Origin of the sequence: Snodgrassella sp. M0351 (assembly GCF_016100575.1) — a bacterium.
Lineage (GTDB): Bacteria > Pseudomonadota > Gammaproteobacteria > Burkholderiales > Neisseriaceae > Snodgrassella > Snodgrassella alvi.
The window spans coordinates 1361366-1382122 of the sequence record NZ_JACFSG010000001.1; the positions used below are offsets into that span (position 1 = coordinate 1361366).

At 40.7% G+C, this 20757-nt stretch carries 15 protein-coding genes and 1 pseudogene; 7 read left to right on the top strand and 9 right to left on the bottom strand.

The features are described from left to right. Positions 1-36: 36 nt before the first annotated feature. The 4 genes from H3V01_RS06015 (at position 37) to H3V01_RS06030 (ending at position 5900) form a co-directional block, all read left to right on the top strand. Complete coding sequence (locus H3V01_RS06015; RefSeq protein ID WP_198186254.1) at positions 37-699, top strand: CsgG/HfaB family protein; 663 nt, start codon at positions 37-39, stop codon at positions 697-699. A 32-nt stretch (positions 700-731) separates the two neighbouring features. Further along, positions 732-1088: a DUF4810 domain-containing protein gene (locus tag H3V01_RS06020; RefSeq protein ID WP_198186255.1), complete on the top strand. Its 357-nt coding sequence runs from the start codon at positions 732-734 to the stop codon at positions 1086-1088. After that, a complete protein-coding gene (locus H3V01_RS06025) occupies positions 1088-1774 on the top strand; it encodes a DUF799 domain-containing protein (RefSeq protein ID WP_025331100.1) in 687 nt (228 codons plus the stop codon). Before H3V01_RS06020 ends, H3V01_RS06025 begins: the two co-directional genes overlap by 1 nt. A 295-nt stretch (positions 1775-2069) precedes the next feature. Continuing rightward, complete coding sequence (locus H3V01_RS06030; RefSeq protein WP_198186256.1) at positions 2070-5900, top strand: DUF3683 domain-containing protein; 3831 nt, start codon at positions 2070-2072, stop codon at positions 5898-5900. Positions 5901-6034: 134 nt separating this feature from the next. Here the strand turns inward: H3V01_RS06030 and H3V01_RS06035 are convergent, their stop codons facing one another. Beyond that, positions 6035-6193 carry a hypothetical protein gene (locus tag H3V01_RS06035; protein WP_174833757.1) on the bottom strand — a complete coding sequence of 53 codons (159 nt, stop codon included), beginning with the start codon at positions 6191-6193 and terminating at the stop codon, positions 6035-6037. A 138-nt stretch (positions 6194-6331) separates the two neighbouring features. On the opposite strand from H3V01_RS06035, the gene rimL reads away from it, so the two are divergent. Beyond that, a complete protein-coding gene (gene rimL / locus H3V01_RS06040; RefSeq protein WP_086309040.1) occupies positions 6332-6883 on the top strand; it encodes a 50S ribosomal protein L7/L12-serine acetyltransferase in 552 nt (183 codons plus the stop codon). A gap of 31 nt (positions 6884-6914) precedes the next feature. Here rimL and H3V01_RS06045 read toward each other — a convergent pair whose 3' ends face one another. From H3V01_RS06045 to H3V01_RS06055, 3 genes and pseudogenes are all read right to left on the bottom strand, one after another. Next, entirely contained in the window at positions 6915-8009 is a 1095-nt protein-coding gene (locus tag H3V01_RS06045; RefSeq protein WP_198186257.1) for an SIR2 family protein, read from the bottom strand. A gap of 840 nt (positions 8010-8849) precedes the next feature. Then, positions 8850-9989 carry an MFS transporter gene (locus H3V01_RS06050; protein WP_198186258.1) on the bottom strand — a complete coding sequence of 380 codons (1140 nt, stop codon included), beginning with the start codon at positions 9987-9989 and terminating at the stop codon, positions 8850-8852. Between the two features lie 355 nt (positions 9990-10344). Beyond that, a pseudogene (locus H3V01_RS06055) lies at positions 10345-10431 on the bottom strand (ATP-binding protein); the annotation flags it as partial. A gap of 421 nt (positions 10432-10852) precedes the next feature. Between H3V01_RS06055 and bla the strand changes: the two are divergent. Beyond that, positions 10853-11707, top strand: a complete 855-nt coding sequence (bla, locus tag H3V01_RS06060; protein WP_198186259.1) for a class A beta-lactamase — start codon at positions 10853-10855, stop codon at positions 11705-11707. A gap of 469 nt (positions 11708-12176) precedes the next feature. Here the strand turns inward: bla and H3V01_RS06065 are convergent, their stop codons facing one another. Then, complete coding sequence (locus H3V01_RS06065) at positions 12177-13187, bottom strand: SDR family oxidoreductase (protein ID WP_100126227.1); 1011 nt, start codon at positions 13185-13187, stop codon at positions 12177-12179. Positions 13188-13392: 205 nt separating this feature from the next. Here H3V01_RS06065 and H3V01_RS06070 point away from each other — a divergent pair, with 205 nt between their 5' ends. Next, complete coding sequence (locus H3V01_RS06070; RefSeq protein WP_025331106.1) at positions 13393-13998, top strand: TetR/AcrR family transcriptional regulator; 606 nt, start codon at positions 13393-13395, stop codon at positions 13996-13998. A gap of 423 nt (positions 13999-14421) precedes the next feature. On the opposite strand, the gene H3V01_RS06075 is transcribed toward H3V01_RS06070, so the two are convergent. The 4 genes from H3V01_RS06075 to H3V01_RS06090 all read right to left on the bottom strand — a co-directional run bounded on the left by H3V01_RS06075 (position 14422) and on the right by H3V01_RS06090 (position 20680). Next, entirely contained in the window at positions 14422-16179 is a 1758-nt protein-coding gene (locus H3V01_RS06075; RefSeq protein ID WP_198186260.1) for an ABC transporter ATP-binding protein, read from the bottom strand. After that, positions 16179-17930 (bottom strand): ABC transporter ATP-binding protein, encoded by a 1752-nt coding sequence (locus H3V01_RS06080; protein WP_198186261.1) that lies wholly within the window; start codon positions 17928-17930, stop codon positions 16179-16181. Before H3V01_RS06080 ends, H3V01_RS06075 begins: the two co-directional genes overlap by 1 nt. A 294-nt stretch (positions 17931-18224) precedes the next feature. After that, complete coding sequence (locus H3V01_RS06085) at positions 18225-20435, bottom strand: heavy metal translocating P-type ATPase (RefSeq protein WP_198186262.1); 2211 nt, start codon at positions 20433-20435, stop codon at positions 18225-18227. 38 nt (positions 20436-20473) lie between these two features. After that, complete coding sequence (locus tag H3V01_RS06090) at positions 20474-20680, bottom strand: heavy-metal-associated domain-containing protein (protein WP_025331110.1); 207 nt, start codon at positions 20678-20680, stop codon at positions 20474-20476. Positions 20681-20757: the final 77 nt, after the last annotated feature.

Consider the following 20757-nt stretch of genomic DNA (forward strand, 5'->3'; position numbering starts at 1 on the left):
AGATACAAGCTGAAGAAATAATATATGCAGCTCAATATGAAAAAAATTTATCTTACCCTGCTGAGTGCCAGCCTGCTATCCGCTTGTGCAACAGAAACATCACAAGTAATCAACACTCCCAAAGTAGCCACTTATCAGCAAGCATACAACGGCATAAAAACTCAGCTGGCTGTAGGGAAGTTTGACAGCCGTGGTAATCTGGGCGGCGGTATTTTCAGCAACAGCAATAATCAGCTTACCAGTCAGGCGAAAACCATTCTGATGACTGATTTACAGCAAACAGGTCGTTTTATTGTTCTGGATCGTACTAATCTGGATGAAATCCGTAATGAAGCCAATATCAACGGTATGCAACAAAAGCTCAAGGGCGCGCGCTACATTGTAACTGGTGATATTTCAGAATTCGGACGTAAAAATATAGGTGATGAACAGTTATTCGGCATTCTTGGTCATGGAAAAACTCAGGTAGCCTATGCCAAAGTTACCCTTAACATCATTGATGTGCAAACAGCAGAAATCGTTTATTCAAGTCAGGGTGCCGGAGAATTCAAACTTTCCACACGCGAAATACTCGGTACCGGCGGCTATGCCAGCTATGACGGAACCCTTAACGGAAAAGTGCTTGATTTAGCCATTCGAGAAGCAGTAAACAATCTGGTTAATGGCATTGAATCAGGACAATGGAATCCTCAGCCTTAACATAAAACCTTTCTGCACACATCAAATCCGAAATGAAAAAAATAATAACAACCGCCATCGCGACCCTGATACTGGCTGTATGCGCTCATCAGAGTCAGTCTGCCACACTTTACTACTGGGGTGATTATCACAAACTGCAATATCAGGCACTGGACGGTAAAACCTCACTGGAAGAACAGATTGCCGGTATGGAAAAATATTTTATTGATGCCGCCAATCATCACAGTAAGCCGGCACCGGGAGCCCATGCACATCTGGGGATGCTCTATGCACAGGCCGGCAACCGCTCCGGTGCTAAAGCTCAGTTTGAAAAAGAAAAAGCTGCTTTTCCCGAATCAGCAACTTATATGAATTTCCTGTTAAAAAATATTGACAAAGATAAATCATAATGCGCTTTTTCAAATTACTGCTTTCTCTGGCGGTTACTACTTTACTTTTCGCCTGTTCCACCTCTCATTACCAGCCACAACCGCATGATTACAGCAAATTCCGGCAAAGTGATCCGCATTCTATTCTGGTATTACTGCCCACCAGCTCCTCAGTTGATACAAAAGCACCATATGCTGTATTAGCTCAGACAACACAACCATTAGCTGAATCAGGTTATTATGTTTTTCCTGTAGCTCTGGTTAATGAAACATTTAAAGACAATGGTCTGAATGATGGAGCTGAAATTCAGGCAATAGACATAAACAAAATCAGACAGATTTACAATCCTGATGCCATCCTGTACTTAAACGTAAAAGACTATGGCACAAAATACAAAGTAATCAGTAGCGTTACCACAGTTACCGTAGAAGCCAAACTGATAGATGCTAAAAACGGTTCGATTATTTGGAGCGGAGAAAAAAATATCACTATAGATTCCAGTAATAATAGCAACAATGATATTTTTTCACTGATGGTCAATGCTGTGATTACACAGATTTCAAATAAAGTCTCCGATAAAGCTTATATCGTTGCCGGTGCAGTAGATACCGGTTTACTGTCAGCTGAGGAAACTAATGGCATACTCTTCGGACCTTACAACCCCGGATATAAAAAACCGGTTATCCCCGTTGAATCCGTAAATTAACTTACCTCTCTCAATAAAAGCATCTTTACAGACTTACATGCCAATCAATTATTCTGCACTTAAACTGTAAGTACCCAAAAGCCGGAAAGCATCCGGCCAAATAATAAAATGCACCTTTAAAAACGGGTACATGAAACAAAATACCATCAAACCAGCAGATTTTTCCATTGCCATTACCACTGTTTTCACCTAAATTGTTATCAGACAAAACTGCGAAAAGTAAAGTAAACAGTTAAAATAACCAATTTACAGCCTTACCAATTTAACGCCAGCAGAGCGGAACGGAACACGTTTAATGAGCACACAAGCCAGTCAGCGTATACGCGAAATCCCCTATAACTACACCTCCTATTCCGACAGGGAAATAGTCATCCGCCTGCTCGGCAGCCATTCATGGGATTTATTGCAACAGCTGCGCGAGCAAAGACGAACCGGCCGCTCAGCACGAATGTTGTTTGAAATACTCGGAGATATCTGGGCAGTTATCCGCAATCCTTATCTGATTGACGACCTGCTCGAACACCAGCACCGCCAGCAGGCGCTGGTTAAAGAAATGCGCCACCGCCTCAGCGAAATTCAGAAACGGCGCGACAACAACCAGATGGTCGAGCAGCTGATAAAAAGTACAGAGCAGGCCATCAGCGATTTTGACAGCAGCTTTGGCAAAACCCGCAGCAAACGCGAACAGGTATTCAACCGCCTGCGTAAAATCACCCACAAAGACAACATTATGTTCGACGGGCTGGCGCGCGTTAGCCACGTTACCGATGCTACCGACTGGCGTGTTGAATACCCTTTTGTAGTTATCAACCCGGATCACGAAAAAGAAGTTGCACCGCTTGTACGCGCTTTAATTGAGCTGGAGCTCACCATCATTCCGCGCGGCGGCGGTACCGGCTATACCGGTGGTGCTATTCCGATGGACGCCATGAGCGCCGTAATCAATACCGAAAAACTCGACCAGTACAGCCCGGTTGCCTTACAGCAACTGCCCGGGCTGGAAGGCACTTATCCGGTAATTACCTGCGGTGCCGGAGTAGTTACCCGCCGTGTAGAAGAAGCGGCCAGTGCTGCCGGCTGGGTTTTTGCCGTAGACCCGACATCTGCCGATGCCTGCTGTATCGGCGGCAACGTAGCCATGAATGCCGGCGGTAAAAAAGCCGTATTGTGGGGCACCACTCTGGATAATCTGGCGTGGTGGAAAATGGTCAACCCTCAGGGGCAATGGCTGAAAATAGAACGTGTACGCCATAATTTCGGCAAAATCCACGACGAAACCACCGCCATATTTGACATACATACCCTTGATAACGACGGCTACAGCATCCTTAAAACCGAGCGTCTCGAAGTACCCGGGCAGCGTTTCCGCAAAGTGGGTCTGGGTAAAGACGTCACCGATAAATTCCTTGCCGGCGTACCGGGTGTGCAGAAAGAAGGCACGGATGGCATCATCACCTCTGCTGCTTTCGTTTTGCATCGCATGCCTAAATACACCCGTACCATCTGTATGGAGTTTTTCGGCACCGTAGCCAATGCCACCCCGTCTATCGTCGAAGTGCGCAACTACATGCTTAACCATAAAACCGTCAAACTGGCGGGACTGGAGCATCTCGACTGGCGCTACGTGCGCGCCGTAGGCTACGCCACCAAAGCAGCTGGCAAAGGCCGCCCGAAAATGGTATTACTGGCCGACATCGTTTCAGATGATGAAAATGAAGTACAGGCAGCAGCAGCTCATATCGTGCGGCTGGCCAACGCCCGCTGCGGCGAAGGCTTTATCGCCGTTACCCCTGAAGCACGCAAAACTTTCTGGCTCGACCGCTCACGTACGGCCGCCATCGCCCGCCATACCAATGCGTTTAAAATCAATGAAGACGTTGTTATCCCTCTTGAACAGCTTGGCAGCTATTCCGACGGTATCGAACGCATCAACATTGAGCTGTCGATTCAGAACAAACTTGCCCTGTGCGCTGCCATCATCGAATATCTGCAAACCAAATTGCCGGTAGATAAACTCGATACCGACCTTTCCAGCGCCGAGCTGCTCGGCTTTCGCAAACAGCATGCCCTTGATTACATCACCGGCATTCAGACCCGCTGGACATGGCTGCTCAACCATCTCGACACACCACTGGCCGACTATCTGCAGCAGTTTCCGCAAAAACTTGAAGACAACGAACCGGCTGGCGACCAGAGCTGCTTTATCGCCATGCGTGATTTTCATCTGCGCGTATCCATTAAACGCGACATCATGCAGCCACTGGCCGAAATATTCAGCGGCAAAACCGATACCCTGATACTGGAAAAACTCGACGAAATTCACCGCCATATCATCCGCGGCCGTGTCTTCGTTGCCCTGCATATGCATGCCGGTGACGGCAATGTCCATACCAACATACCGGTTAATTCCGACGATTACGACATGCTGCAAACTGCCCATCATGCCGTAGACCGCATCATGGCACTGGCGCGCAGCCTTAATGGCGTTATTTCCGGTGAACACGGCATCGGCATTACCAAAATCGACTACCTGACACAGGCAGAAATGCAGCCCTACTGGGATTACAAACAGCAGGTAGACCCGCACGGCCATTTTAACCGCGGCAAACTGATGCCCGGTGCCAACCTCGACAAAGCCTATACTCCCTCTTTTGAGTTGCTGGGCGTAGAATCCCTGATTATGGAACAGTCCGAGCTGGGTAAAATTGCCCACTCCATCAAAGACTGTCTGCGCTGCGGCAAATGTAAACCCGTGTGCAGTACCCATGTACCGCGCGCTAACCTGCTGTACTCACCGCGCAATAAAATTCTGGGTGTCGGTCTGCTTACCGAAGCCTTCCTGTACGAAGAGCAAACCCGCCGCGGCGTTTCCCTGAAACATTTTGATGAACTGAACAGCGTGGCCGATCACTGTACCGTGTGCCACCGCTGCATAAAACCCTGTCCGGTAAAAATCGACTTTGGCGACGTCACCGTAGCCATGCGCAACTACCTGCGCAAAGCCGGTAAAAAGAAATTCAATCCCACCGTCTACATGGGCATGGCCTTTCTTAACGCCACCGACCCCAGAACCATCAAAGCCCTGCGTACAGGCGTCGTTAAGGCCGGCTTCAGACTGCAAAACTGGGGCTATGAAATGGGTAAGCACTTTAGCCTTGGCTGGCTGAAGCGCCAGAAAACCGCACCGCGTGCCACCACCGCCAAGCCGGAAATCCGCGAACAGGTAATACATTTTATCAACCGCCCTTTACCGCGCCACGTACCGATTAAAACAGCCCGTGCCCTGCTGAATATCGAAGACAGCACCACCGTACCGATTATCCGCAATCCGCAGATCAGCGATGAAGCCGAAGCTGTTTTCTACTTTCCCGGCTGCGGCTCCGAGCGACTGTTCAGCCAGATAGGTCTCGCTACTCAGGCCATGCTCTGGCATGTGGGCGTCCAAACCGTCTTACCGCCGGGCTATCTGTGCTGCGGCTACCCGCAAACTGCCGACGGTAATAAAGACAAAGGCGATAAAATCACCATGGACAACCGCGTACTGTTCCATCGTGTAGCCAATACCCTGAACTATCTGGATATCAAAACCGTAGTTGTAAGCTGCGGAACCTGTTACGACCAGCTCAAAGATTATCACTTCGATAAAATTTTCCCCGGCTGCCGCATACTCGATATTCATGAATACCTGCTGGAAAAAGGCCTGAAACTGAACGGCGTAAAAGGCCGGCAATACCTGTATCACGACCCCTGCCATACCCCGATTAAAACCACACAGCCGATAAAAGTTGTGAATGAGCTGATGGGGCAGAACGTACCTCTGTCAGACCGCTGCTGCGGTGAATCCGGCATGTTTGCCGTCAGCCGGCCGGATATCGCCACACAGGTACGCTTCCGCAAACAGGAAGAAATCGAAAAAGGCAAAGCCAAGCTGCCTAAGGGCGAACCGGTAAAAATCCTTACCAGCTGCCCCGCCTGCCTGCAAGGCTTGAGTCGCTATACTGATGATGCAAATATCAAGGCCGATTATGTAGTGATTGAAATGGCCAAACATATACTGGGCGAAAACTGGCAGGATGAATTTGTGCAGAAAGCCAGTAACGGAGGGATTGAGCGGGTGTTACTGTAAATAGGATTAAAAAAAGGTTGCTACTTTACTAAATAGCAACCTTTTTTATTAAGTCTGATTTCTATAGCTGAAAATAAAGCACTAAAATTTAAATATTTTATTCATTGGCACTTTAATTAATATGGTTTAGCAGATTAATTTATTCGTAATTTATAAAATTCATCAGTTTCGGCAAAACGTACCTCTGGCAATGCATCATTTTTAGCTTCTTCCAGAATATTTTGTAACTCTGTAATCGGTTGCTGGCTTCGATTCAGAATATCCATAGCAGGGTCACATATTTCCAGTAACATGGTTTGAATATTTTTACGAATATCATAATAAAAAATTATTCCATATCTCCACACTAATTCATAAAGTAACTTGTTTCTAACATATACTTCAATTTATATTAACTCAGAATTGGTTATACTCTCTTAAAGGAATAATTAATGACAAATACCAATCAACAAAGTATCTTTGTCAATGAACATATTCATTTAGTGCCATCAGATCGACAATACTCAACTAAGTTATACAATATTATTGATGTTAATCGTGATAGTTTTAGTCAATTTATGGCTTGGCCTAAGTTTGTTAATAATGAAGCAGACACATCAAATTTTTTAGATAATTGTTCAGTCGAGCATCAAAAAGATATTACCAAAACTTATGTAATTTTACTAAATAATAACCCTGTCGGCTTACTGTCTTTCAATCGAATAGATAAAAACAATAAGACAGCCTATATTGGTTATTGGCTCAATAGCCAAGCAGAAGGTAAAGGTGTTATGACACAAGCAATTCAAGCACTTACTCATTACTATGCATCACAAAAAATAATTAAACGATTTGTTATTAAATGCTCAGTGGATAATCCTAAAAGTAATGCGGTTGCTAAACGATGCGGTTTTAGTTATGAAGGAACTCTAAAACAGGCTGAATACTTAAATGGAATTTATCATGATCAAAATATTTATGGTCTAATTTCAACATATATTTAAAATTTTCACCAAGCTGTAACAAAATGATTACTCATTGTCTATAAATATCAGGGATTAAAAACCAGAATCTATATATTTGTACTATTAAACTTAATCTTAAAAAATTAGGACAAATAATCCATTCTGGATATGATTCTCTATCCTTTCTTAAAGCGGAAAGAGCTTCATCTAATTTTATTTCTCCTTGGTTACGTGAATAAAGCTTAATAATTTCATCGAATTGTTTAGGAAACCAATCCCAGACTTTCTTTACCTCTAAGTTTGACAGTTGTGTTAAAAACAATTCAATTGCCGTTTTATGTTTTAAATCTCTATCATCGATATCGGCAACAAGCTCAGATAAATCAATAGGAGCTACATTTAAACTTTCCAGATACTTCCGTTTAGCAAAAGATAAATTCAATGCTCCTACCAGATAAATACGTCGTGCATTGCTTTGAAGATTATCCCTTACCCAGCCTATCCATTGGAGAAAATTCGGATCATCTCCAGAAAAGCCTATCAGACATAATTCGTTTTCTAAAAACACCTGCCGGACAAAATTAACAAAAATGCCGTATTTCTGCGGATAATGACGGTAATCTTCCTGGGTAAAAATCAAATCGCTACTGAGATTAATTGTGCCATGTAATTTTACAATCCGGGGAGAATGACAACAGGCTAAATCCTCCTGTTTATTGACAATATCATAGATAGGTTCATGTATATCTCTAGCCGCACGCTCCAGCAATGTATCCCAGTTTGTGGTTAATACTTCAGTCCAGGGTAAGGTTAATAACTGCTGATAAAGCTCTGCCGGCTGCCATATCTCATCATCAATTTCATTTTTCAATAAATCATATAGCGTCTGCTTACCAAAGTAATCCTGATATATCTGTGCCAGACGTAAAGCATCTGTATGCTCCTCCTCTCCAAGTTCTTCAGCAATTTTTTCAGCCAAATTTGCCCAAACTGGCATTTTCTTATTGATATCCTGTGTTGTAGCTGCACTGCGGCTAAAGCCCGCCCCAACCATAATGGCTACCCCATGACCATAATCTTCACTCTGCCACAATGCCTGTGCCAGCTTTTGAATTAAGGGATAATCAGTTATTTCTGTTATTTTGGTTATTTCTGTTTTAGTCATAGTCTGCTTCCCCCTGAGAAATCAATTAATACATTGAGAAACCATGTTGGACATTTTCTGTTAAGTGAATTTACTGCTAGTTCAGCAAAATAGCTGCTGTAAATTTCAAAACTGACTTAATCAAACAAACACGGCTTATCTATAGTGTAATCAGCATCAATAAAGTGTAATTTTACTCTAAAAAACACTGTTATAGCTGTCAATATCCCTATTCCGGCTGCTTGAATTTAACATGGGTTAGCAGAAGCTAAGAAATAATTTCGAGCTTGCATAAACAAGCTTAGTTTTAAAAAAATTAAGCATCGCAATCAAACTGGTTATTAGTAAAAATCCTCGGTGTTATACTAAAACCCTGATTAATATCCGCTTAAAAATCATCATTATAGTTAAATACTGCCTTATGCAATAATTTAAGCAACTGATGCTCTGGCAGTGTTAATCCTCTGCTGGTTTCCAGCTTAACTATAATTTGATTTAATGTCTGAATTAATCGACCCATTTCTGGAATTAACGATGGCATGGGGCTGGTCATATGCCCTGGATACGTTGGGTTTGCTCAATGAGACCAAATAGGAATGATAGTATTTTTTACATTATCAATATAGGATTCGATACTTGCGGGCGTTTCAGGAATGATTAAAGTCGAAAAGATATTATCTGACTCTTCTTTTTTGTTATAAGAGTTAGCCACATCTTTTTGCTCAGTAAATTTCCTAATACGCTAAATAATTTATTGCTGCAAATAAGTAACGGACGGTTCAAATAATTTTTTTGATAGAAAAATTTTGTTGATTGAATGTCATCGTGTTACTTAATGTTTTAATAGCTATAGCGTTAATGCTAATCGGACTGATTTTGGACGACTCTGGTTGCCAAAAATGCGGCAAAAAAAGCAATCGCAACAGAACCAGTGATTATGACAAAATATCCCCACTTTTGAGCAAAATAAAAACTTAAGGATGTAACGATTAAATCAAACCCCCCCAAAATTGCCATCTGAGCATTGGCGGCTGTAGTCGGTGCTACACTACTGGCAGCATTATCCAAAATAATGGTATATAGGCAGGTACGAACAAACTGCAAACTAACAAAGTACGGGAAAAATGAAAAATAAACTAACAAGGCATTATTATGACCAAGCGAGATAGGGATAAATGACAATAAACAGCAAGCATGGAATATAATAGAAAACGACAAGCTTTGTTTCCGGGTCAATTTTCTAAGCTGACGAATACCAACGTAAATAGTTATCACCAAAATCATCGTACCGAATAATTTTAGCAAAAGGGCAGTATTAGCTAACGACCAGCCGCTATCAAGCAGCGCTAGAGGCATCAGATTATAAGAGGGAGAACTGCCAAAAGAGATAATAACCAGCAAAGCACACCAGCTTTTCTTTCCCTCCCAGACTGAAACAATATTCTTCCAATAATTTTTGTCAGTAGTCTCAGAAATACGACTGTTTTTACTGAACTTATACTCATTAAAAAACCATATTTGCCTCCATGGAAATAAAAATGCCAAAAACCCAGAGAGAAAAATTATACAGACACTCCAGCTTGTGTAAGAATATAGCACCAACACAATGGCCCCACCGATAATATTGCCGTACATAAAACCGCTAACATCTAGACTAGCAATAAGACCTCTCTCATGCTCTTCAGAAATGTTGCTGGTTAAGTTTGCCAACGCCAAATCTTGCGTGAGGATAATAAATGAAAAAAATAAAATGGCCAACAAAACTAATAAATAATTATTAACCGGATCAATAAAAGCAATCGCAAATAAACCCAATATCATCAAAAATTGCGCAATCAACAGCCAGTTCCGATAATGGCCTGAAGATGTTTTTAAATATTTATCAATAAACGGCGCCCATAACACTTTAAAGCTAAGTGGCAAAGACATGAGTGGAATAAGGCTTAATTTATCCAGCGCAATACCTTTATTGCGTAAAATTAAAAACAAACCACCAGCCAAAAATCCAGAGCCAATATACCTCGTGTAATATAAAGTGCTTTTAATTTTCTGTATAGATACTTTACGATTGCTAACAATAATTAAAAAGCTCTACGATCACTTATTTTCAAAGGATTAAGCCATATTTGCTTGCTACGTCATGACATGGTTGATCATATAAAATACCCATTAAGTCGAAAGTATTTATTAGTTTTCATCCAGCCTGAGCATAAATACATGTGCGGTTCAAAATAAAACGTAGATTAAAGTGTGCAAAATCTGAGTAGTTATCAATGTTAATGTAAAAATATACCAAAGTGCTAGAGCGAAAATAAACCACTTTTAATGGCATATAAATATATTATCTATCTTTAATTTATGAAGTATTTTTAAACCGATAAGAATCATTGCCTGTTTCAGCCATATCACAATGATGAACCAGTCGATCCAGAAGCGCATTAGTAAATGTTACATTTTCATTGTCGTAAGAATTTCGTATATCCTTATCAAATTTATATTATTTAGACTAAATATCATTTACATGAGCTAAACAAACCTCTGCTTTTTAAATAAAAATATTTTGTATAATTTTTTTTGTTAATGATCTCTCAAAGGACTTAATCAGGCAAAAACAGTGTTGAGTTGCTAAAATTTTGTGAATAATAAATACATTGTATTTTACCACCAATATATCATTAAAATACTAAAGCAGCCCTAAGGCTGCCTTCATACTTGAAGCAAAAATTAAGATGTCATTAATTGAACTATAAATTCAAGTATAGCTAAAAATAATCAGTTATCACTATTAGTTTATTTTTTTGTTGTTCATCATTCAATATGCTGTTATTATAGCTATAAAAATCAAACTTTAACAGGGCGTCTATATGCGACATTTTCGTATATTTCTTATTCTTTTACTTTCTACACTTTGTTTGCCAGCATTTGCTGTACCAACGACCCTAGATAAAATTAAAGAAATTGAGAGTCAACTTAATGCACGTGTCGGCTATGCGCAACTTGATTTCAGTAATGGTTTACTCATTGAAGGTTATCGATCCCAAGAACGGTTTCCGATGATGAGTACTTTTAAAGTTTTACTCTGTAGTGCAGTGTTGTCACGTGTTGACTCAGGATTAGAGCAACTTGATCGCCGCATACGCTATCGCCAGAGTGACCTGATTGAATACTCACCGATTACTAAAGAACATCTCTCTGAGGGTATGACCGTAGCTGAGTTATGCAATGCTACCATAACAATGAGTGATAATACCGCTGCTAACTTACTATTGTCTTCAATTGGTGGGCCAAAAGAATTAACCAAGTTTTTGCGCAAAGTAAATGACCAGACTACCCGCCTCGATCGCTGGGAACCAATGTTGAATGAATCCTTACCTGAAGACGAACGTGATACGACCACTCCTGAAGCGATGTCAAAAACATTATTTACATTATTAACAGGAAAGGCGCTTACGGCAAGCTCTCAACAGCAATTAATCAATTGGATGGAAGCAGATAAAGTAGGCGATCCTCTTTTACGCTCTGTACTTCCTAAGGGTTGGTTTATTGCTGATAAAACGGGAGCAGGTGAACAGGGCTCTCGTGGTATTGTCGCAGTATTGGGACCTGATGGAAAACCTTCTCGTATCGTCATTATCTACTTAACTGGAAGCAGTGCAACTATGGATGAGCGAAATAAACAGATAGCAGAGATAGGCGCTTCACTGATACAGTACTGGTAACAAAAATCTAACACTCTTCCCAACTGCAACAAAATCAGCTTTTGGCACAGACTGTTTGAAAACTCAGTTATCTACTGATGCAAGCTTTATCAATATTTTTCTACTTGCGTTGCATACCAATGGTTATACGTATATTTTATAAATAAACACTAAAAAAAGTAAAAAATAATTTCTGAATCTGTTTGGGGATGTTTTTGATCTCTTTATGGGACATTTTATTACAAACCTCAACGTGACAAAGATTAATTATGTCCAGCGATTGCTATTTTTAATCCTGTAGAGAGCGGGATTAAGCATATCAATACCAGGATTGCTGAAAAAGTAAATGGGTAACCATCGCTATTTGGTAAGGGTTGATTAACCGTGAAGCAAGACATACGGTTTGTACAAACTGGTCCTAATACAGCCCCAAAATTGGTAATAGACGAGAGATGAACCCAACAGAAATAATATAGTACCTAATAATTTATTAAGAAATGTAATTATTTTCTTTGTACCAAGTGACAACATCTGTAAACGTTTCATCTAAAGGTCTAAATTGACAGCCTAATTCCTTAGCGCTCTTTTCATGACTAAAATGTGTGCGCTTGTATTCATTTCCGATCAAATTCACGGACGAATAACTTAATAAAATAGGTTTACGTGTAAATACGTGATAAATTTCCTGCCCCATTGCAATAGCCTTTAATAACCATAAAGGGATAAGCTTAGTTGGCATTTTTACACCCGTGCTTTTTTCAAGTAATTTAAAAATATCCTTCATTTCCATATAACACCCTGCTGCAAGATACTTTTCACCACTTCTACCTTTTTCTAAAGAAGCAATATGATGTTCTGCAACATCCCTAGCATCAACGACTGAAAAACTTGCAGGTAATACACCTGGCATTTTTCCAGCAACATAATCTAATACTAATTGCCCAGATGAAGTTGGTCCCATATCAAAAGGACCGTACATCCAACCAGGTAATACAATGGTTATAAACATATCAGGATGATTACTTAAAAACTCTTTAACTTTTTCTTCTGCTAAAATTTTACTTTTATAATAATTATCACTACCCTCTACAGGGCGTTGCATGGTTTCATCAATTAACTCCTCTTCTTTACCACACAAAGTTGCAATAGATGAGGTATAAACTGCCTTACGGATTCCTGCTGCATAGGCTGCTTCTAATATTTGTTCTGTACCCTTTACGTTCGTATTAAAAAGTTCATCCCAATGCTTGCCACCTTTATAATTATCTCTAAAAAAAGCCGCACAATGAAATAAAGCATCACATCCTTTTAAATGCGCAGTAAAGCCTTTTATGTTTAACATATCTCCCTCAATTATCTCAACTAAAGGACTATGAAATTGCTTTTTAGCTTTTTCTACCGACCTTGCCAATACTTTTACTTTAATATTGCGATCAATCAAAATTCTTACAATACTACTGCCTAATAATCCTGTTGCACCTGTTACAAACACTACGTTCATTTCTAAAATCCTTATTAAATAGCCCTAGTTCGGCACAAGTAAAATACCAGACAGAATTCAAATACCAATTGGTATCTCAAAAAATATATGTTATTCTAATCTTTTAGAAATGGCAATATTTATTAATCAAATAATTTATCGTTTTTAAAACAGTTTTAAAGTGTATAAATATTTGGAATACATGAAGTAGCGAAGTATATAAAGTATGCAAAGAAAAACGAGAGCACAGCAACAGCAAGAAACTAAAGAAATGTTATTTGCAGCTGCAATAGAACAAATTATTAAATTTGGTTTTGATAAAACAAGCATTAACTCGATAAGTGAAGGCGCAGGTTTTTCAAAAGGTGCTTTCTTCTCAAATTTTAAAAATAAATACGATTTATTACTACAACTCACAGAAAAACTTAAATCAGAAGAAAGGTTAAGCTTAAAATCAGCGCTTGCTATTGATAATGAAAATAATACCATCTCGATAAATGGATTAAACAGCTATGTTGATCAAATAAAAAATAACACCATTTGTGTTATTTTAGACATAGAAATGCAGCTTATTGCCAGCAGAGATCAAAACTTCAAACAGTACTACAACCAACTGCAACGGGAAAACAATAAATCGCTAGGTGAAATCATATGCGCTGTTTTCAAATCAGAAGGAGTACAACCCTCTTTACCTAATGAATCTTTAGCTCAAATATTTATAGCCCTCACCGAAGGACTGATCTTACAAAATGCCAGCAATCCTGGTGAGCAAATTAAGCATGTACTTTACTCACTAATCGAAAAAGAAAAATATGCTATTAAAACTCTCTAATATAGACACTAAAAGAGCATCGATATTCCGTTGATATTTCCTTAAAGCATGTCATATTTAAATCTTCACTACCATAGTGCCTTCAGTTACTCTGCGAATGGATAAGGTAAACTCATCATCAATTCAATATGCGCATGGAATTTTAACCGTAGATAGTTTTTTGATCGTTGTGAGCTCTTACCTAGACGTTAATAAAAGAAGGAATACTCGGATAGATAAGAAATAAACCAATCTGGTCTGAAAAACCATTATCAACAAACAAATAAACGATAAAGACAATATCCTCTTTTGCATATCAAACTTACAATAAGGAATTTTCTAAAAATTTACTACCCAATTTCAAAGTCAATAAGCAAACGACTAAGAATATTGCAAAACATTAAGTTGTATAACTTCATAATTTGCAGAAGGTAGCAGATGAGGTTAATTTTGCTGGAGATGCCAAAACTCCTTATAAATCCCATTTTGTTGCAATAACTGCTGATGAGTACCACTTTCCACTATTTCGCCTTTATCAATTACTACAATTTGCTTAGCTCCGATGATAGTTGAAAGCCGATGGGCAATAACTAATACTGTTTTCCCTTGTACGAGCTTATTAATCACCTTTTGCACTGCCAGTTCATTCTGAGTATCGAGTGCGGCAGTTGGCTCATCGAGGATAAGAATAGGCGCGTTTTTCAAAATGGCTCTGGCAATAGAGATACGTTGCCTCTCCCCACCAGAAAGACTTTTGCCAATATCATTCAGTTGTGTTTGATAACCGTCGGGGAAATTCTGGATAAATTCATGGCAATTTGCCTGTTTACAAACTTCGATGACTTCCTCGTCACTAGCGGATAATTTTGCCATTCTGATGTTATTAATAATGGTGTCCTGAAACAAATAAACATCCTGAAATACGACAGAGACTAGACTCATTAACTGCCTCTGAGACATATCTCGTATATCGATACCACCGATTTTAATACTGCCTGATATTACATCAGCAAACCGGAGAATAAGCTTGGTTATTGTAGTCTTACCGCAGCCACTGGCACCGACCAGAGCGGTTAATGCTTTTTCCGGAATATGAAGGGATATATTCTTAAGTACGTACTTGTCCTGACCCCGGTACGAAAAGTTAACTCGTTCAAATTCAATATTATAATGCTCAGGCATAATCTCTGCCTTTTTTTCTGGTAATGACGGTGCATTCAACAGTTCCTGCAATTTTTCATACCCTATAACCAATGATTCAAGCATCGATGACATTTGTACAAAAAAGTTTAATACATCTGTGGAACGAGCAACGATTAATAACACGCAGGCTAGCAAGAGGTAAGAAATGGTTGCAGCATTCACCAAATACGCACCTAACGAGATAATAAGGATTAAACCAGCTTGAATCACGATGGTTATAATTAAATTAGGTTTTTCCCCTTTTTTCGTGCCAATGCGCAGTATATTTGCTACATCTGTTGTTACCTTAACAAATTCTGTCATCTTTTCTTCGGTTTGGCCTGTCGATTTTAATACATCAAGTCCTTGTACAAACTCGACAGCTTCACCTTTTAATTTTGCATTGGCCTCTGCCAGAATGCTAAAACCTCTGCGATAGGCCTTCCTGCGCCACAGATAGAGTGGAATTGCCATTGGAAAAACCAAAAGCATCATCAAAGAAAGTTGCCAACTGTAAAATAACAAGGCAATTGCAGCTGACAGTGGTATAACCACGCCGGTAATGATGATATTGAGTAGCATAAATGTAAATACTGCCGCTTCATTTACGCTTTGCATCATAAGGTGATTTATTTCGCCAGATCTAAACTGACTTAAATAATCTAAGGAAATATTACGTAACTTATTGCCTAATTTTTCCCTTAGCTCGGTAACGGCTAAGGTCGAATAACCATCCGCATCATAGCGTTCACAAAGCACCTTAAAAATAAAACTACCCACCAGTAGAACAACGACAATAATTAAATGAGTGAGTGTTGCAGTAATACTTTTGGCTTCTAGCGCAGCAAATAAGGGATATAGTAAAACCAGCGAAATGCCAAACAGACAAGAGGAAATCACAGTATAAATCAGACTGCGGATCAATATTTTCTTTTGCTTACCTGCCGCATTAATTAAGCCAGTATACGTTGTCAGCAATGATTTTGTTGTGCGTGTGTGTGTATTAAGATACTCTTTCATCACTTTTCTCCATCAGCCAAATTATTGACTGGAATCGACCAACTTTTTGCTTTGTTATACTCTTGCCACAACAATTTATAGTCACTAGAATTTTCGATTAAATCATTATGTGTCCCATGAGTTTTAATCATCCCTTTATCCAATAATATTATTTGGTCGGCATTAACAATCGTCGATAAGCGGTGAGTTACCATAATGACAGTTTTATTTCTATCAATTAGACGGTTAAAGGCTTTTAACAACAAAGCTTCATTTCGGGCATCAGAAAAAGCCGTCGGTTCATCTAAAATAACGATTGGTCGATTTTGCAGAAAAACCCGGGCAATGGTGATTCTCTGTTTCTGACCACCTGATAATAGCTGCCCTCTTTCTCCTGCCAGAGTGTTATACTGTTCAGGAAGGGTCAGAATGAAGTCGTGAATTTCAGCTTTTTTGGCGGCTTCAATAACGTCATCGTCAGAGATACCGTTTAACCCATAGCGTATGTTATTTGCGATCGAACACGAGAATAAAAAGTTATCCTGAAAAACAAATGAAATTCTCGACATAAGTTCAGCGTATTCAATATCTTTTATACTCACGCCACCTAAAGTTATCGTTCCAGAGGTTGTATCAAGAAAGCGAGGAATGAGATTAGCCAGCGTTGTCTTGCCAGAACCAGATGAACCAATAAGAACAGTAAATGAATTTTCAGGAATTTTGATATTGATATTGGATAAAACAGTGCCAGAATTCTGGTAAGAAAACCCAACGTTTTTAAAAATAATCTCATTATTGTCAGGTAATAGCGGGTTGGAGGGAGCCTTTAAAATTGGCAGATTTTCAACTTCAAATATCCTTTCTATTGCTGCCTTTGACTTTTGTAATATCTGAAACAGGCTCATCACAGGATAAACACTTTCTGCAATACCGATCGCCAGCAATAAAAAACAGAACGTCGTGATAAAAGAGATTTGGTCATTTAGCTGGGCTATGCTCAATCCAACAACTAATATGATACTCATCGGCATAGCAGAGAAAAGGCTGCGGGCAATTTTTGTAGACAATCGCATAGATTGCAACCAATGAAAGACCACCTGACTATAATTTTCCAGCGCTTTTTGATATTGACCGAATGCCCCCTCCCCGGCATCAAATGTTCTTACTGCACTCATTCCCTGAATATATTCAATGATTTTACCGTTGATTTGAATAGTTGCATTGTTATAGCTTTCCTTTAAAAGCTTAGCTTTTTTCATGATAAAACTCAGCAGCAGAAAAGTAATTAAAGTGATTGCAAATACAATACTTGCAAAGACCCAATTAAAGATAAATAAAACGAGTAAGGTAAAAATTGGGGTAACGAATGCCTCAGCTTTTAAAGGTGGAGCATCAGCCACAAAAGCATGTAATTCTTTAATATCATCAATTAATGTTTTAACAAGATTCCCACTGCCCATGTTTCTAACCGTTTCAATTGGCAATTGATTGATTTTTTTGATAAGCCTGGTTCGTAATATTTCTTCTAGTTCAAATGCCGCATAGTGAGATTTATCATGGGCATAAGTTCTCAGCGTATAAAAAAGAATGCTCAGCACAAGCAGAGAGAGAATGGGCAGTCCCGGGAAGACACTGGCATCCAACATTAATTGGTACAGGACCCAGATCAACATTAGCCAGATACTCAGTTTAAGCACCTGAGCAATTGATGCCAAAAATATAGAATAAGATACTTTATTCTTTACTGGCAGAAATATATCCGTATGATTCATAATTAAGTTTCTCCTTAGCCCATATCTATCATGCAATAAGAAAATCCGAATAGAAAAAAAGCTGTTTTTTTTCTGATTATTCGTTAAGTTATGATTCTTTTAAATCATATATCCGGCAATTGATTATCATCTGATAAATTATTTACAATCAGACAGATAAAAAAATACATTGCCAAAGTAGACTACTACTTTAGTTGCAGATTTTTTTGGTAGGGTTAAGAAACTGATATTTTTATTTTTATTTTTATTGTTATGCAAGCAGCGATTTATCTGCCTGTACAGAAAATTTATTATTCAGTCCAGCCTGCTTTTTCGCAGTCGCAAAGCATTAAGCAATACTGAAATCGAGCTCATCGCCATTGCCGCGCCGGCGATTACCGGGCTGAGCCAGCCAATTGCGGCCAGCGGGATACCGAGAATATTGTAGAAAAAAGCAAAAAACAGGTTTTGTTTAACAACGCGTACAGTAGCGTGAGCCAGAGCCAGGGCATCGGCTACCTGAGTCACCGAATGGCGCATCAGCGTAGCTGAAGCAGTATTGGTGGCCACATCTGCCCCGCCATACATGGCAAAGCTGACATCCGCCGCGGCCAGTGCCGGCGCATCGTTGATACCGTCGCCGACCATCGCTACCACCTTGCCCTGCTGCATCAGCACTCTCACCGCTTCGGCTTTAGCACGCGGATTCATTTCTGCCTGATAATAGCTGATACCCAGTTGTCTGGCAATATATTCAACTACACTGCGCTGGTCACCGCTCATAATATGAATATCAATATTTTGCTGCTGTAAACGTTTAATTGCACTGGCAGTGTCTTCTTTTAAAGCATCAGCAATAGCAAATGCACCTGCTATTTCATTATTAATAGCGACAACCACAATACTGGCAATCTGCCAGATTTCCTGCTGCTGTAATTGCCCGGGTATGCTGAAACCGCACCATGCAGGATTACCGACTTTTACCGCGCCATAACCGTCTACCTGCGCCTGTGTACCCTGCCCGATTTCGCTGTGGCTATTGCTGGCGGTCAGTACCGGCAGGTTTTGCTGTTCAGCAGCCTGAATCACTGCTTGCGCCAGCGGATGAGTGGTGAGCTGTTCAGCGGCGGCAGCCAGTTGCAGAATAGTTTGCGCATCATACTGACAAGCAGGATTTCGCCACTGGGCAACAATCTGGGGTTTGCCTTGAGTAAGAGTGCCGGTTTTATCCAGTACAACCGTATTGACCTGACTGGTACGCTCAAGTGAGGCTGCATCTTTAAACCATACTCCGTACCGCGCCGAGCGCCCCATACCCACCATCATCGCGGCCGGTGTGGCCAACCCCAGCGCACACGGACAGGCAATTACCAGTACGGCTACGCCGCGGGTCACTGCTTCGTTAAAATCACCACTGAACCACCAGTTCAGAATAAAAGTTAATAAGGCTATGGTAACTACGGCAGGCACAAATACCATAGATACCTTATCAGCCAGCCGTGCAATCGGTGCTTTACTGCCCTGTGCCTGCGCCAGTGCCTGCATCATGTCACCCAGCAGAGTCTGACTGCCAAGGGTCTGTGCCTGATAGGTGATACTGCCGTTGCTCAGTAATGCACCGGCAAGTACTTTATCACCAGCCTGTTTCAGTAATGGTTTAGATTCACCGGTGAGATAGCTTTCATCACACCATGCCTCACCACTGTGCACAATGCCATCGGCAGCGATGCGGTTGCCGGCATTGGTTTGCAGGATGTCACCTTTCTGTATCTGGCTGAGCGGTACTTCCTGCCAGCCGTTGTCTGTTTGTCTGCGCACCATTTTCGGGGTCAGTTGCAGCAGCATGCTCATGCTGTTAAGGCTTTGCTTTTTAGTCCGCTGTTCCAGATATTTGCCCAGCGAAACAAAGGCAATTACCATCACGCTGGCTTCGAAATAGATAAACTGATGCGCATCATGCTGATGATTAAACAGCATAATACTGGAATAGAGCCAGATAGCGACCGTGCCCAGAGACACGAGTACATCCATATTGGCTACGCCGCCTTGCAGGGATTTAATCGCACTATTGTAAAACGGCCACGCCAGACCAAGCTGGATAATCGAAGCGAGAACAAACTGCCACCATGGCGGCAGCATCCAGTGCTGTCCCAGCAGCATGCCCAGCATACCGATAACAAAAGGCAGAGCAATGATCCAGATAACTGCCAGACGCCACGGTATCGCTGTCGTTTTATGCTCCTCATTCTGCATTTCAGCCAGTGCTTCTATACTGGCGCTGGTTACGGCTGTGGCTTTAAATCCGGTTTTTGCCACTATCTGAACTATATCGTCTGTACTCAGCAGCTTACTGTCAAAACAGGTTTGTAATTCATCACTGGCAAAGTTTACATCGGCAGCAATAATACCCTGCTGCCGGCGCAATACTTTTTCTATGCGGTTGGCACAGGCCTGACAGTCCATGCCCTCAATGGCAAAGCGCGCTGTTTCGGCTGTATTGCCGTTGGTGTGCTGAGTTTGTTCCATGGTTCTGTCCTTCTGTTTTCCAGCCGCATATCTGAGGATTAAACTACATCAAAACCGGCAGCTTCAACCGCGGCTTTGAGGGTATCTACGTTAGTAAGGCTGTCGTCAAAGCCAATATCGGCAATACCGGTTGCAAAATTAACCGCCACAGTTTCCACACCCGGGCTGCCCTGCAGTGCTGATGTCACACTTTTGGCACAACCTTCGCAGGTCATGCCGTCAATTTTAAACTGAACCATTTGCATTTCTGTCTCCTTATGGATTCGGGTTTAATAAAAAGTAGATAAAGTACAGCTTAAACCTTAACACTGTGATAGAGTCA